Here is a 14337-nt window from a genome sequence, read left to right as displayed (position 1 = left end):
TCGGAATATGATGAAAATATTAACATTTTCAATATTAATGCTTGTTAGCATTTTTTATTATTAAAATAGGTTTGAGTATAATGGAAATGAATAAATCATTATTAAAAGACCTGAATGCAGAACAACAAAATGCTGCCACCACTGATAATCAATACACCATTGTTCTTGCTGGTGCAGGAAGTGGTAAAACTCGGGTTTTAGTTCATCGGATTGCTTGGCTTTGTATCGAAAAACAATATTCTTCCGGCTCAATTTTTGCGGTTACTTTTACCAATAAAGCTGCGGCTGAAATGCAAGAACGTATCCAAGCATTAGTCGGTGAAAGTTATTTTAATGGTATGTGGGTCGGTACCTTCCATGGGTTGACTCATCGGTTATTACGCATGTTTTCAGAGCAGGCTAAGTTGCCGCCTAATTTTCAACTGATAGATACCGAAGACCAAGTACGGCTTATCAAGCGGATTTTTCGTGAACTCAAAATTGATGAAAAACAGTGGTCAGCTAAACAGTGTGCTGCTTTTATTTCTGCTCAAAAAGAAAAAGGCATTCGCGCAGAGGATATTGTTCCTGAAGATCCTAAACAAGTCATGTGGCAAACGATTTATCATGACTACCAAGTTATTTGTGATAAACTCGGCTACCTTGATTTTTCAGAATTAATTCTAAGAACTTATGAACTACTTTGTCGAGACGAAGAAGTCTTGAGGTATTGTCATCATCGTTTTTGTAATATTTTAATTGATGAATTCCAAGATACCAATAAGATCCAGTATCGCTTGTTACAAAAGCTAACTGGCAATACTGCTAATGTGATGATTGTGGGTGATGATGATCAATCTATCTATAGTTGGCGCGGTGCCAATGCGGATAATCTTCAATTATTTATCAATGATTACCCTGAAACTGAAATTATTCGATTAGAGCAAAATTATCGTTCAACGAGTAATATTTTAGACGCTGCAAATAAATTAATAGCGCAAAATACCAAGCGATTGGGGAAAAACTTATGGACAGATAGTGGCGATGGCGAACAGATTTTGCTTTATGTTGGTTACAATGATGTTGATGAAGCAAGATTTGTTGCCAATCAAATAAAAAAATGCCATCAAGAAGGCGACAACTACTCAAGTTGCGCTATTTTGTACCGAAGCAATATGCAATCACGTATACTTGAAGATACATTATTACAAGCGGGACTACCTTACCAAATTTATGGCTCTATTCGTTTTTATGAACGACAAGAAGTAAAATTAGCGCTTTCCTATTTACGCCTATTGCATGATCACAATAATGATATGGCGTTTGAAGCAGCAATTAATACTCCAACACGAGGTATTGGTAGTATCACGCTAGATAGAGTTAGATCTGTAGCCAAGCAACATGGTATTTCATTGTGGGACGCCTGTTTAACGCTAATCCAAACCAATGCATTAAGCGAAAGACAATGTCTAGGTTTGAGTCGCTTTTTGGACTTGATGGAATTTATTTTTGATAAAGTAGAATCACAACCAATTTACAAGCAACTTGATCTTATTATTAAATTATCGGGCATATTGCAGATGTACGAGCAAGAACCCGGTATAAAAGGGCAATCAAGGTTAGAAAATCTTGAAGAGTTGGTATCAGCTGCAGAACAGTTTTACCATTCTGCTGAAAATACCGTTATTGAAGATAGTAAAACGGGTAAACCATTAACTGTTTTAGAGTCTTTTTTAGCTTATACTTCACTAGAAAGCCGAGATTTAGTTAATGAACAAGATTCCGTGCAATTGATGACCCTACATTCAGCTAAAGGGCTTGAGTTCGATAATGTGTTTATCGTTGGATTAGAAGACGGCATATTCCCTGATCAGCGTTCAGCACAAGATGTCGAAAAACTGGAAGAAGAAAGGCGTCTTGCATATGTCGGTATCACTCGAGCACGTAAACGCCTAACACTGTCATTAGCCGAGATAAGGCGCCTATATGGTCGTGAAGAGCGTAATTTACCTTCGCGATTTTTATCCGAATTACCGGTGGAGGCATTAAACCAGATCAGCCATCGAGGTACTATCAAATCGTCTGATCGAAACGCATATCGTGACTATAAAAAAGCTTATCCTAAAAAGGCTCGCCAAATTGATGATGGTTATAAGTTAGGTCGTAAAGTGTTACATAATCGTTTTGGTGAAGGAACCATTGTTTGCATCGATGGTGAAGGTGATCATAAGCGAGCACAAATAGCTTTTGTCAATGAAGGGGTTAAATGGCTAGTGGTTAAATTAGCAAATCTTACTTTATTATAGCTTTTATTTGGTTAGTTTGTATCATGATGTGATTAAAACGGGAATTAATGGTTAAATTAATTCTCGTTTTTTTTGTTTGTGCTATTGAGCTGATTGCTCTACTACTGATTCAGAAAAAATTCGGTCAAATGATTCGTTAGTTCGATTACAGATCCAATTATCATTAACATAGTCAAAATGATAACCTTGTTTTCGTGTGGCTAGCCAAACCTGCAAAAGTGGCTCTTGAGTATTAACAATGATTTTACTACCGTTGGGAAAACTAACTGTAATAACATTACCATTGGTTTCATAGTCTAAATCGATGTCATGTTCATCTGCGTAATCATCCAAAAACAGTTCGATTTTATTAAATAACTGATCAGCAAGCGTATGGAATTGTGTGATATTCATAAAGGTATCATCATTAAAATAAATAATAGAGCGATAGTAGCATAAATGGATATACTCTGCCACAGCAAGGTGGCAAGAGTAAAATAGGGTGTGGATCTAATAATTATTTATTAGCAAGCGGTAAAGAACAAGCAATAACAAGTAACTTATATTGTTCGTTATCTTGAGTTATCGCTACCCAGCGGTTTGGTATTTCAAGGGTGTTAACTAATTCGCCATCACCAAAGTTATTTTTGATTGTTCTTAGTTTACCTTTTGCTAACTCCATTTTGTCACAATTGGCATAATAATCAATTTTGATGGAATTATATGGTGTTTCAGTACCATCATCATTTTTTTGTACTAATTCAGGACTGTAATTAGTTACTTCACTAAATACACGAATTCGTTCATTGAAAGGATGCGGTTTGATTGATTGTCTATCTAAAAATGAATAACCAATGATATTATCTTCGTTAGATTTAGAGGTAGGAATAAATTGCTTACCTACTCTAGGATCTTTCAAACTTTCAGCCGCTGTATTTGTTTTAGCTTCGGTGTCGGCTTTTTCTTCAACTGCATGAGCAAATGTTACAAAAGAAAAGAGAATTAAGAATAAACTGAGCTTTTTCATTTAAATATTATCTCCATCTTTTGACGTAGTTTCTGTCGTATTAGTTTGTGGTTGGGATTGTTGTTGCTGTAACTTTTCTTTTTCTGCCTCTTCTTTTTGCTTCTTCTCTTTATATGCTTTAATACGTTCTTGTTGTTCAGCTTCTTGTTTTTCGATGATTGGTTTTAGATCTGGACGGGCCTCGATCAGAATTTCTTTTTTTAAATCACCTTGGATAGAGCAAAAAACACTACTTTGCTTATCGGTAATGTCTTCTAAATAAAGTGCTTTATTAATGGTACCAAATCTTGGTGCAACACCATCAATGGCATAAAGGTCATCTTGCCATTCGGTTAATTTTGCGTTGAGATCATAAATTTTAGCATTTGCGATATAAACATTAGTGTTGTATGGCAACCAGTTAATGTTATTTAAAGCGTTTTTAATTTCGTCTTCTTTGTTATCAAAAATAAATCCCCAGTACAAATATTGACCAGACAAGGTGGTGGGAATATAGATGCTTTGATAGCCAGTAATTTTTAAACCTCGATACTCCAATGGTTTTTTAAATAGAACTTTATTTTTATCGTTCTCTTGAATAGATTCAACAGGGATATAAGTTACATTATCGGGTGTAGTTGCCAAATCAACGTATTGACTTATTGATTCTTGATGTTTGGCAAGTTGTTCGTAAAACTGATTATCACATTGAAAAAATGTATCGATTACGTTATCTGTTTCGCTTTGTGCGTCATTCATTTGTGCAAAAGACATACAGGAAACAAATGAGGCACAAATAAGGACAGAAATTTTTTTTAAAAGCATGGCGTGTATCCTTTGACCAGTAATTATGCTTATTATTTTGGTGAACTATTGTAAAGTAATGTAAATGTTAATGTCAATGTTAATTAACATTATGTAAATTTTCAATAAAAACCATTAGGTGTCCCTCCTTAAAAGATATTTGAACTAAATTGTTGATCGCTTTATTTCGTAAACTAACCTGTCCACCTAAAGATAGCGTCTGGTCAATCAAAGGGTACTGAAAGCCAGTGATGGTTAAGCCCGTTACTTTAGAAAGTGGCATTAGTGAAATAATATGATCTTTTACATTGATGATTTCTTGATCATACTTGGCAAAAAAGAAATAGCAATAGTTATCATAAAATGTGATTTGATATTGATGATAATATTGCATTGCGACAGAAAGATTTCCCAAAAAGTGATCGCTAGCACGACCACAAGCACCATAAACATCAAATTTTGTCACCCCTTTACTAGCTAAAAATAAAATAGCTTTTTCAAAATCAGTCTTATTTTGGTCGGGCGTGTGAATAACTTGGGTTTTAGGTGGAATTGTTTTGTTAGCATGGTAACTGTCTAAATCTCCAATAATAAAATCAGGTTCAATTGTTAATGTCGACAGATAATTATGGTAAGCACCATCAGTGCAAGCAATGTAGCTATAATTATCTAAATGGTAAACGTTGTGTTGTGGTGGTTCACCGTTAACAAAGAGTAAGGCACTATTTTTCGACATTACACTTTTCCTTTTTGCTTATCTTATTGGTTTATCACAAAGCTAATGTATAAGCCATTATGATTGCATCTTCTTGTTTACCATCAGCTGTTGGGTAATAGTTTTTACGAACAGTTATTTGGTTAAACCCCAGCGTTTGGTATAGCTTGATTGCAGGGCTATTTGATTGTCGCACTTCAAGCCAAAGCGTCGAAATCGGACAAGGCGATTTTATAGTTATTAACGTGTCTATTAAATGATTGAGCAAAGCCTTTGCTAGTCCCTGTTTTCTAAAATCGGGATGTATTGCAATATTAAATAAATTAGCTTCATCGGCGACTTGTTGGCAGATACAAAATCCTGCTATTTGGTTATCAATCGTTATTTTAAAATTTAAGTAACGATCGCCTTGGTTTGAAAAGAATGTCTGTTTTGACCAAGGAATAGCATGACAGATCAGTTCTAATTCAAAGGCTTTTGTTAAATCATGTTCGGTCAGGGTGGAAATAGTTTTCATATTGACATAATTGTTGCCACAGTAGGCGTTTTTGTTGTGGAGTTTTGGCAAGCTGATCTAAGCTAGCGGTTTGAATGGTTAATGGGTTTTGCCAAGACTCTTCGGGCTTAACATCAATAAACCAAATCACAGTCTTAATATCATTTGCTGGTACAATGAGTTGGGATGGTGTTAATACTAACACCTGATCTTGAGTAAGGCTAATCGCATTTAATATATCTAAATAGATTTTTTGGGTAGGTTGCTGCTTGGCAACGACAATTAAACGGACCTTATCACTGATATTAGGTGCGATTTCGCCTTTAAAGACATTCGAGTTACGCAAAACATATTGCGTTATATTGCACTGTTTTAAATACCAATCTTGTTGTGTCATTATTGACTTGCTGTTTTTTATTAGAGATTAAAGATAGTTAATTGTATAATCAACGCATCAAATTATAAAGGTTTTTCATTGAGGAAATATGGCAACATCTGCTTTTACTCCAGCAAGTCAAGTGCTTGAACGTCATCAAACATTTTTTAACGATAAAAATGTGATTATAGCTGGTGATATTCAAGATAGCTATCCGGCTATTATGTCGGCAAATCAAATTAAGATTCATTGCACACAATTTCATACTTATTTGCGTTTAAAAAATAGTGCCCGTGGCAAGAATACTTATTTTTCATTATTGCCAGAAGCAGAACTTTATGTTGGCATGGATACGCTAATTTACTATTGGCCAAAAACGAAAAGCGAAGCACAATTTCAACTTTCTTATTTATTGCACAATATGCCAAAAGGCAGTGATATTTTTATCATTGGTGAAAATAGAACAGGTGTAAAAAGCGTGGAAGCGTTATTGAGTGATTTTGGTACAATTCAAAAAATCGACAGTGCAAGGCGTTGTGGTTTATACCACTTTCAGGCGGATAGCCGTTTGGCCTTTGATCTTGATGAGTGGTGGTTAAGTTATCATTTAACTATTGAAAATCAGAATATTGAAATCAAAAGTTTACCCGGTGTGTTTAGTCAAAAAGGGTTAGATGCTGGCAGTGAATTACTCTTAAATGCATTAATGGATCGTACTGATATTATTAAAGGTAATGTATTAGATGTGGGATGTGGTTCGGGCATCTTATCCACGGTGCTAGGTAAATTACACCCTGATATTACACTAACGTTATCCGATGTAAGCAGTGCAGCAATTGAATCAAGTAAAGCAACATTAAACAGTAACAACGTGAATGCAACCGTTGTGGCGAGTGATGTTTTTTCTAATCTGAATGATAAATATCATTTAATTGTTTCTAATCCACCTTTTCATGATGGCAAAGAGACAAATTACACAGCCGTTAATGCGCTAATTAAAGAGGCGAAAAAACACCTAAAATTAAATGGTTATTTGTGCATTGTGGCAAATTCATTTTTACCGTATCAAACCATTTTAGATGAAACATTTAAAAGCGTTGAAGTGATTGCCCAAACGACAAAATTTAAGGTTTATCTAGCAAGTCATTAATAAGCGCAGTTTATTTATTTTATTTAAAAAATAATAAGTTGCAATACATATCACAAGTTTAAAAAAATAGGGCGATGTTATCGCCCTATGTATAAAATTTAAATATTAAAAATTAAACTGATTTCACTATTATTGATATCATATCTCAATTAAGAGAGAGCTTCTTTTAATGCCTGCATTTCGTTATAGGTAAAATCACAGCGCGTAAAATTTTGATCAAGAAGAATAGGAACCGAGTTGTTTTCTCCGACTACGGCCAAAGCATTACATTTATTTCTAGTCATATCGCCTATAATGACTGGTCCACCGTTTGAGCCTTTATTAAAATTGGCTGCATATTTAGCGCTTACTCCTTGCGCATTGTTTGCACGATATAAAGCTGTTATTGTTTTACCATAAGTGACTAATTTAATCGGCACAATAACAGGGGTTAATTTTTGTCCGTTAATTTCATTGATAACTTTTATCATTCTATGTGTTCTTAAGAAACATCCTAAACTCATCCATGCAACAAACAACAAAGCAATAATAAGACCAGTTGTAGCCACAAATACAGTTCGCATATTCTCAATAGCTAAGTCGATTGTTACGAGTGATGGATCATCGGCAGAAGCTATAGTTACAACTTGATAATTTCCTTTTTTCCCTCCAATGAAAGTATAATCACGCTTAATAACTTGTCCTGTATCAGTGGTAATTTTCACTGAACAGTTATCAACCGCACGTTTTGCACGACATGTTCCTTCTACATCATAGTTAACCACAACTGGATTCCGTGATATTTTATAATCATCAATTAATCCAGGATAATTTCTTATGCCAAGAAATATAGCTAACACAAAGAGAATTATTGCCGCAAGTAATCTTCTTATTTGATGAAATGAGCCTTCTTGCTTTAGTTTCATAACTTTTAAAGGGCGAGTTGGAAATACTTCTACTAATTTATTCATCAATCCCATTTTATAAATATACTCCTTATTAAAATAAAAATTTCATGTCTAAAGGCTAAAATTGTGAATTTAAAAGCTAAGTTTTTATCACAATAAAATAAATAATTTATTATTTTTTTTATTAAATTCGACTAAATTTTATCATAATATTTATTTTGTAGGAATCACTAGCGTTGTTTACAGTAATTTGGAAAACGACTTCAAATTAAATAACCCTAGAAAACTGCTGTTGTCGTGCCATTTTTCGCATATAAATATCAAAGCACATACAAATATTGCGTATCAGTAAATGCCCTTTAGGTTGAACTTTAATTATCTTGTCATTTACTGTAACTAACCCATCTTGTTGCAATGGAGCGAGTAGTTTTAAATCCTCAGCAAAATAGTTATCGAACTGGATATGAAATTGTTCTTCTATTGCTTTTTTATCTAAATAAAAGTGGCAAATGAGTTGCTTGATTACATCACGACGAATAATATCATCACGATTTAAGGTGAATCCTTTCCATAATCCATGACCGTTTTGTTCAACTTGACTTTGATAAGCTCTAAGATCTTTTTGGTTTTGCGCATAACTATCACCTAACATACTAATGGCTGACACACCCAGCCCAAGTAAATCTGCATCTCCTTGCGTTGTGTAACCCTGAAAATTACGGTGCAATTGATTTTCTTGTTGGGCAATTGCTAATTCATCAGTAGGTTTGGCAAAATGATCCATGCCGATAAATTGATATCCTGCTTCGGTTAGTTTTTGAATACTTGTGTGTAAAATCTGTAATTTTTGATTAGCATTAGGTAAATCAGCATCTTTAATTTTACGCTGTGCTGCAAAACGGCTAGGCAAGTGGGCATAATTAAATACACTTAAACGATCGGGCGAAATATCAATTACTTTATTGAGCGTTTCGGTAAAACTAGTAACTGTTTGTTTGGGTAAGCCATAAATGAGATCTAGACTAATTGAATGAAAATGATTTTTACGCGCTTGAGCAATCAGTGATCGGATTAAGTTTTCATCTTGTTCGCGATTAATCAGATTTTGAATTTCATGATTAAAATCTTGAATTCCCATGCTTAATCGATTAAACCCAACGTGAGCTAAATGATCAATAGTTTGTGGGGTAATTTCTCGCGGATCGATTTCGATGGAAAGTTCAGCGTTATCGGCAAAATTGAAATGCTTTTTTAGCGAAGTTATAAGTCGAGTGATTTCATCATCAGTTAAAAAAGTTGGTGTACCGCCACCCCAGTGCATTTGGGTTACTGTTCTATTGTTAAACAATTTGGCACGTTCGGCAATTTCAATATCTAAAACATCTAAATATTTGGTAACTTTTTGCGTTTGGCGAGTAATAAGCTTATTACAACCACAAAAATAACAAAGTTTATGGCAAAACGGAATATGCACATAAAGCGATAATGGCTTTGTCGGGTAACGTGCTGCTGCCGATAAAAAATCCTGCTCATTAAAGTTTTCATTAAATTCAAGTGCAGTAGGATAAGAGGTATATCTTGGACCAGAATAGTTATATTTTTCAATTAACGCCTGATCCCATAATTGCATATTAGTCATGCTGTTGCTTCCGTTTAGAGCTGTGTTTAATGTTGTTATTTTTGTGAATTTTTAATTGTTGTTTTTGTTGGTTTCTAATTTTTGTTTTAATTTTGATTCGATTGGTTTTATTTAAATATAACAATGTGCAGATTAATAACCCAAAATATAAACTTAACATAATTAATATTGGCATTATGATTCGCTCGCTTTTTAAGTTATCAATGGATTGTATAAAAAATATAGTTTCTAATTTTAAATTATGAGCAGAAATTAAATGACTAGGATCTTATTTCTGCTTACATTGAGAAGATACTAATAAGTACTAATGACAGTTATCTCTTATTAGTTTCGTTTTAATAAACTAACAATATCTTCTTTCTTTTCGTCTTCATCTTCAAAATCATCATCAGTATAACCAAGCTCTTGCATCAACTCATCAATACGATTTAATTTGCTATCAAGATAAATTTGTTGATCTTTAGTGAGTTTGGCATCTTGCTCGACTAAATCCAGTAACATATCTAATTTTGGATCGTTTTCTAATTGTTCTAATTCTTGTTGTGGCGATAAAACTGTTTTAGCCGGTTTCGGTTGTTTAACCGGTTTTATTGCATTGCTAGCACTTTCAACAACTAATGAAATCGGTTTTTTACTGCCAATGCGTGGATCTTTGCTTTTGTTTGTCGAATTTTTATTTTTGTTATCATCTTGATTATTAAAGCGAGAGCCACTTGGTAAGCCTTTGTGCTTACGTTTGCGCTTTAGCTCACGAGACTCTTCATTAATCTCTTGACGGCTTTTTTTAGTTTTTTGTTTCGATTTATTTTTTAACATACAATCTCTGTTTAATATTAGGGTTAATCATTTAACTAGCGTATTTTATCAGTAAGTCTTAAATATAGCTATGATGAAGCAGTCATGCTAATTTAAGATTGTAAAAAAAGAGATTTATGTATAATCTGAGCCCAATAAATTTGTCAGATTGAATTAGAGAACAAAATAAAATGAAAAATCATTTGAGCCCTTATATGCAATTTAATCGTCAAGAATGGGCAAGTTTGCGTAACGCAGTACCGATGACGTTAACCCCTGACGAGTTAACTTCTTTACAAGGCATTAATGAAGACTTATCTATGGATGAAGTCAGTGACATCTATTTACCTTTATCAAGATTACTTAATTATTATATTAGTAACAGCTTTAGCCGGCAGGCGGTACTGTCTAAGTTTTTAGGCAAAAGTCACAAAATCCCTTATATCATTGGTATTGCCGGTAGCGTTGCTGTAGGCAAAAGCACAACTGCAAGGGTATTGCAGGCATTGTTAACGCGTTGGCCAGAGCATCGTAAAGTAGCTTTAGTGACAACCGATGGATTTTTATACCCCAATAAATGCCTTGAAGAGCGTGGAATAATGAACAAAAAAGGCTTTCCACAATCATATGATATTAAAAAACTAATCAATTTTGTTGCAGATATAAAGTCAGGACAAGCAAACGTTAAAGCACCGGTGTATTCCCATCTGGTTTATGATATTGTCGAAGGTGAAGAAATGGTGATTGATAGTCCAGATATTTTGATTCTTGAAGGATTAAATGTACTACAAAGCACCTTGAATTATCCGCAAGCAAATAACCGTGTTTTTGTCTCTGATTATGTCGATTTCTCCATTTATGTTGATGCCGAGGTTTCGTTACTACATGATTGGTATGTGAACCGGTTTTTAAAATTTAGAGCTGGTGCATTTAGTGATCCCAATTCTTACTTTAACCACTACTCAAAACTGCCAGAACAAGAGGCTGTCAACATTGCTAATCGCCTTTGGCGTGAAATTAATGAGTTAAATTTGGTTGAAAACATCTTACCTACAAAGGAAAGGGCGAGTTTAATCCTGACTAAAGGTAAAGATCACAAAGTTGATTTGGTTCAATTAAGAAAATAGGGTAAGAGGGGGAATTGATATGAAATCAGTAATTCAAGTAATAACTAAAGTAACCATTATTACTTTGGCAAGTTTATTTTCGCTTGGTGCTTATGCTTCAGAACATTCTGAAGGATTAACGTGTGAAAGCAAAAAACAAACTATTGAAACACAGATTGATTATGCCAAAAAAAATAATAATTCTCACCAAGTTCAAGGGCTTGAAAAGGCATTACATGATGTCAATAATTATTGTTCAAATGATGAGTTAGAAGAAAAATATAATAAAAAAATTCAAGAAAAGACAGATAAAGTTGTTGAAAGAACCCAAGAATTGAATCAGGCAAAAACAAAAGGTGATGAGCACAAAATTGCCAAACAACAAGTCAAATTAGCCGATGCGGAAAAAGAACTCAATGAAGCTAAAGCTGAATTAGCTAAATTTTATCAAGAATTAAAATTAAGATAAGCAGTAACAGATAGATTATTTACCCACTTTGCTTGCTTTTCCACCGTGTTTTTATCATTAACACTATCAATGGTTATTGTTGATGGTGTTAGTTTGATATTTTGTATTCTTTACCACACTAGACTTTTATATTTAAAAAGAGTATGGTGTGCGGCTTGTTACGTGGTTCGTAAACCTCCCACGCTAAAAAACTAAGGAAACATCATGAATAAAATTACACTACTAGGCGATCAGTCTGTTCGCTATCCTACAACCTATTGTCCTGAAATACTCGAAACGTTCGATAATAAACATCCGAATAACGACTATTTTGTTAAATTTAATTGCCCAGAATTTACTAGCCTTTGCCCTATCACTGGTCAGCCTGATTTTGCGACGATTTATATTTCGTATGTACCCAATATTAAAATGGTCGAAAGTAAATCGCTAAAACTCTACCTATTTAGCTTTCGTAATCATGGTGATTATCACGAAGATTGCATTAATATCATCATGAAAGATCTAATTAAATTAATGGACCCTAAATATATTGAAGTTTGGGGCAAATTTACACCACGCGGTGGCATTTCGATTGATCCTTACGCCAACTATGGCAAATCAGGTACTCATTGGCAGCAAGTTGCAGCTAATCGATTAGCTAATCACGATATGTATCCAGAAAAAGTGGATAATCGCTAATTTATAATCCATCCAAACAGGAACTTCTAATGCAGACTCGTAAAGCACTCGTTATATTTTCTGGCGGGCAAGACTCAACTACCTGCTTACTGCAAGCCATTGCCGATTATGGACGTGAAAACGTTCAGACAATCAGCTTTCATTATGGTCAACGTCATGCCATTGAGCTTGAAAAAGCTAAATGGATCGCTAAAGATTTAGGTATTAAGCAAACTGTCATTGATACATCAGTTATCAAACAAACCACAAATAATGCGCTCATCGACGACTCACAAGAAATTAAAGCAGCTCAAGATGGCGATTATCCTAATACCTTTGTGGATGGGCGTAACATGCTCTTTTTACTTTTAGCTGGTTGCCATGCCAAACAGCAGGGCATTTCTGACATTATTATTGGTGTTTGTGAAACCGATTTTAGTGGCTATCCAGATTGTCGTGATATCTTTATTAAATCAATGAATGTATCGATGAATTTAGCCATGGACTATGCGTTTAACCTTATTACACCACTGATGTATTTAACTAAAGCACAAACGTGGGAAATGGCCGATAAACTGGGTTATCTTGATTATGTCCAACAACATACCCACACCTGTTATTACGGGGTTGATGGGGGATGTGGCAAGTGTCCTAGTTGTTTGCTGCGCGATAAGGGCTTGCAAGAATATATGGCTAAGGCTAGATAGATTTATTAATAACTGGGTTCTCTCACCCCATTAAAAAGGAAAAAAGATGTACTTACAGAATCATTTCGAATCGATAGAAAAAAACTTTACCCGTGGGCAACAGCAAAAAGCGCTTTACTGGTTGGCTTTTTTTCATATTTTAGTTATTGCTTCAAGCAATTATTTAGTCCAAATCCCATTTGATATTTTTGGTTTTCACACCACATGGGGGGCTTTCACTTTTCCATTTATCTTTTTAACCACCGATTTAACCATTCGAATTTATGGTGCAAGTTTGGCAAGAAAGATCATTTTTGTGGTGATGATCCCCGCATTGCTATTTTCATACCTTATTTCGGTGCTATTTTTTGAGACACATTGGGTTGGCTTTTCGGCATTGACCGAATTTAATAGCTTTGTATTTCGAATAGCGCTAGCCAGTTTTGCAGCTTATTTAGTTGGGCAATTGATGGATATCACTGTTTTTAACTATTTAAGAAAAAATAAATCATGGTGGGTGGCACCAACTGCATCAGCAATCTTTGGTAATGGTATTGATACTATTGTCTTTTTTGCTATCGCATTTTATCAAAGTAGCGATGAATTTATGGCAAATCATTGGACCGAAATTTCGTTAATGGACTATAGTTTTAAAATTCTAATTTGTGGGCTATTCTTTTTGCCACTTTACGGAATGATTTTAAATTTTATCCTAAAAAAATTAGTCTCAGCGCCTAAAAATAATTGATCATTAAACTCTAAAATTTATTGTCTCACCTTAACAAACATAAAGCTCATTATTATTTTGGTGAGTTTTATGTTTAATACTAAAAAATCACTCTCCATAATCAATTGTTTTTTAATGCTCTATCTCAACTATTATTATAAAAAAACACACTAATATTTCACAACACTCAAAGGTCAAGATAGCCCTTTATCTGGTATCTGAATGCGCCGAATAGGGAACACAAATTTGTCTGGAACAAATTTGAACATCTCAGCAAAGCAAAGATGGCCTTAAAGGAAGAGTGCGTAGGCATAGGTCATATTCTGTACCTAATTCACTCCAACCACCAACACAAAAAAGGCCTGATTTTCCGCCAAAAATCGGTCAGAAAACGTATTGATTTTATTGAAGTTTTTTTCTGGCTGTTTTTTAACAAAAACCGCCTAATAAAAACACAACAACACATTCCAAAAAAGATGGTTATGTTATTTGTCTTATTCCGGCGTCAGAATGTGCCGACAACAGAGCGAGGTTAGCACGCCAAACAGGGATGTTTGGCG

General features: G+C 34.4%; 16 protein-coding genes and 1 riboswitch. Of the genes, 7 read left to right on the top strand and 9 right to left on the bottom strand.

What is annotated here, in order from left to right; translation table 11 throughout:
- Positions 1-86: 86 nt before the first annotated feature.
- Positions 87-2285: a DNA helicase II gene (uvrD, locus tag GQ598_RS08880; RefSeq protein ID WP_160403788.1), complete on the top strand. Its 2199-nt coding sequence runs from the start codon at positions 87-89 to the stop codon at positions 2283-2285.
- An 81-nt stretch (positions 2286-2366) separates the two neighbouring features.
- Here uvrD and cyaY read toward each other — a convergent pair whose 3' ends face one another.
- The 6 genes from cyaY to GQ598_RS08850 all read right to left on the bottom strand — a co-directional run bounded on the left by cyaY (position 2367) and on the right by GQ598_RS08850 (position 5682).
- Positions 2367-2678 carry an iron donor protein CyaY gene (gene cyaY / locus GQ598_RS08875; RefSeq protein WP_160403786.1) on the bottom strand — a complete coding sequence of 104 codons (312 nt, stop codon included), beginning with the start codon at positions 2676-2678 and terminating at the stop codon, positions 2367-2369.
- A gap of 103 nt (positions 2679-2781) precedes the next feature.
- The gene (locus GQ598_RS08870) at positions 2782-3291 is read right to left on the bottom strand and encodes a surface-adhesin E family protein (RefSeq protein WP_160403784.1); all 510 of its coding nucleotides are present in this window, start codon (positions 3289-3291) and stop codon (positions 2782-2784) included.
- A complete protein-coding gene (locus tag GQ598_RS08865; protein ID WP_160403782.1) occupies positions 3292-4095 on the bottom strand; it encodes a hypothetical protein in 804 nt (267 codons plus the stop codon).
- Positions 4096-4174: 79 nt separating this feature from the next.
- Positions 4175-4810, bottom strand: a complete 636-nt coding sequence (locus tag GQ598_RS08860; protein ID WP_160403780.1) for a thiamine diphosphokinase — start codon at positions 4808-4810, stop codon at positions 4175-4177.
- A gap of 34 nt (positions 4811-4844) precedes the next feature.
- On the bottom strand, positions 4845-5306 hold the full coding sequence (rimI, locus tag GQ598_RS08855) for a ribosomal protein S18-alanine N-acetyltransferase (RefSeq protein WP_160403778.1): 462 nt from the start codon (positions 5304-5306) through the stop codon (positions 4845-4847).
- On the bottom strand, positions 5275-5682 hold the full coding sequence (locus GQ598_RS08850; RefSeq protein WP_160403776.1) for a DNA polymerase III subunit psi: 408 nt from the start codon (positions 5680-5682) through the stop codon (positions 5275-5277). The genes rimI and GQ598_RS08850 overlap by 32 nt, the downstream gene beginning before the upstream one ends.
- Before the next feature lie 88 nt (positions 5683-5770).
- Between GQ598_RS08850 and rsmC the strand changes: the two genes are divergently transcribed.
- Positions 5771-6811 (top strand): 16S rRNA (guanine(1207)-N(2))-methyltransferase RsmC, encoded by a 1041-nt coding sequence (gene rsmC, locus GQ598_RS08845; protein ID WP_160403774.1) that lies wholly within the window; start codon positions 5771-5773, stop codon positions 6809-6811.
- 149 nt (positions 6812-6960) lie between these two features.
- Here rsmC and GQ598_RS08840 read toward each other — a convergent pair whose 3' ends face one another.
- The 3 genes from GQ598_RS08840 to yihI form a co-directional block, all read right to left on the bottom strand.
- Positions 6961-7770: a hypothetical protein gene (locus GQ598_RS08840; RefSeq protein ID WP_160403773.1), complete on the bottom strand. Its 810-nt coding sequence runs from the start codon at positions 7768-7770 to the stop codon at positions 6961-6963.
- A 196-nt stretch (positions 7771-7966) separates the two neighbouring features.
- Complete coding sequence (hemN, locus tag GQ598_RS08835; protein WP_160403771.1) at positions 7967-9337, bottom strand: oxygen-independent coproporphyrinogen III oxidase; 1371 nt, start codon at positions 9335-9337, stop codon at positions 7967-7969.
- 324 nt (positions 9338-9661) lie between these two features.
- The gene (gene yihI / locus GQ598_RS08830; protein ID WP_160403769.1) at positions 9662-10153 is read right to left on the bottom strand and encodes a Der GTPase-activating protein YihI; all 492 of its coding nucleotides are present in this window, start codon (positions 10151-10153) and stop codon (positions 9662-9664) included.
- A gap of 170 nt (positions 10154-10323) precedes the next feature.
- Between yihI and coaA the strand changes: the two genes are divergently transcribed.
- From coaA to GQ598_RS08805, 5 genes are all read left to right on the top strand, one after another.
- Positions 10324-11259 (top strand): type I pantothenate kinase, encoded by a 936-nt coding sequence (coaA, locus tag GQ598_RS08825; RefSeq protein WP_160403767.1) that lies wholly within the window; start codon positions 10324-10326, stop codon positions 11257-11259.
- Positions 11260-11278: 19 nt separating this feature from the next.
- Positions 11279-11707: a DUF1090 domain-containing protein gene (locus tag GQ598_RS08820; RefSeq protein WP_160403765.1), complete on the top strand. Its 429-nt coding sequence runs from the start codon at positions 11279-11281 to the stop codon at positions 11705-11707.
- A gap of 156 nt (positions 11708-11863) precedes the next feature.
- Positions 11864-11908, top strand: a riboswitch (PreQ1 riboswitch).
- A 3-nt stretch (positions 11909-11911) separates the two neighbouring features.
- Positions 11912-12385 (top strand): preQ(1) synthase, encoded by a 474-nt coding sequence (gene queF, locus GQ598_RS08815; protein ID WP_085246647.1) that lies wholly within the window; start codon positions 11912-11914, stop codon positions 12383-12385.
- A 29-nt stretch (positions 12386-12414) separates the two neighbouring features.
- Positions 12415-13071 carry a 7-cyano-7-deazaguanine synthase QueC gene (gene queC, locus GQ598_RS08810; protein WP_160403762.1) on the top strand — a complete coding sequence of 219 codons (657 nt, stop codon included), beginning with the start codon at positions 12415-12417 and terminating at the stop codon, positions 13069-13071.
- A gap of 46 nt (positions 13072-13117) precedes the next feature.
- The gene (locus tag GQ598_RS08805; protein ID WP_091345884.1) at positions 13118-13798 is read left to right on the top strand and encodes a 7-cyano-7-deazaguanine/7-aminomethyl-7-deazaguanine transporter; all 681 of its coding nucleotides are present in this window, start codon (positions 13118-13120) and stop codon (positions 13796-13798) included.
- Positions 13799-14337 lie beyond the last annotated feature (539 nt).

The sequence above is a fragment of the Gilliamella sp. Pas-s95 genome (assembly GCF_009795795.1).
GTDB lineage: Bacteria > Pseudomonadota > Gammaproteobacteria > Enterobacterales > Orbaceae > Gilliamella > Gilliamella bombicola.
The sequence above is the reverse complement of the archived record's forward strand: the minus strand, read 5'-3'. Positions and strand labels throughout refer to the sequence as shown.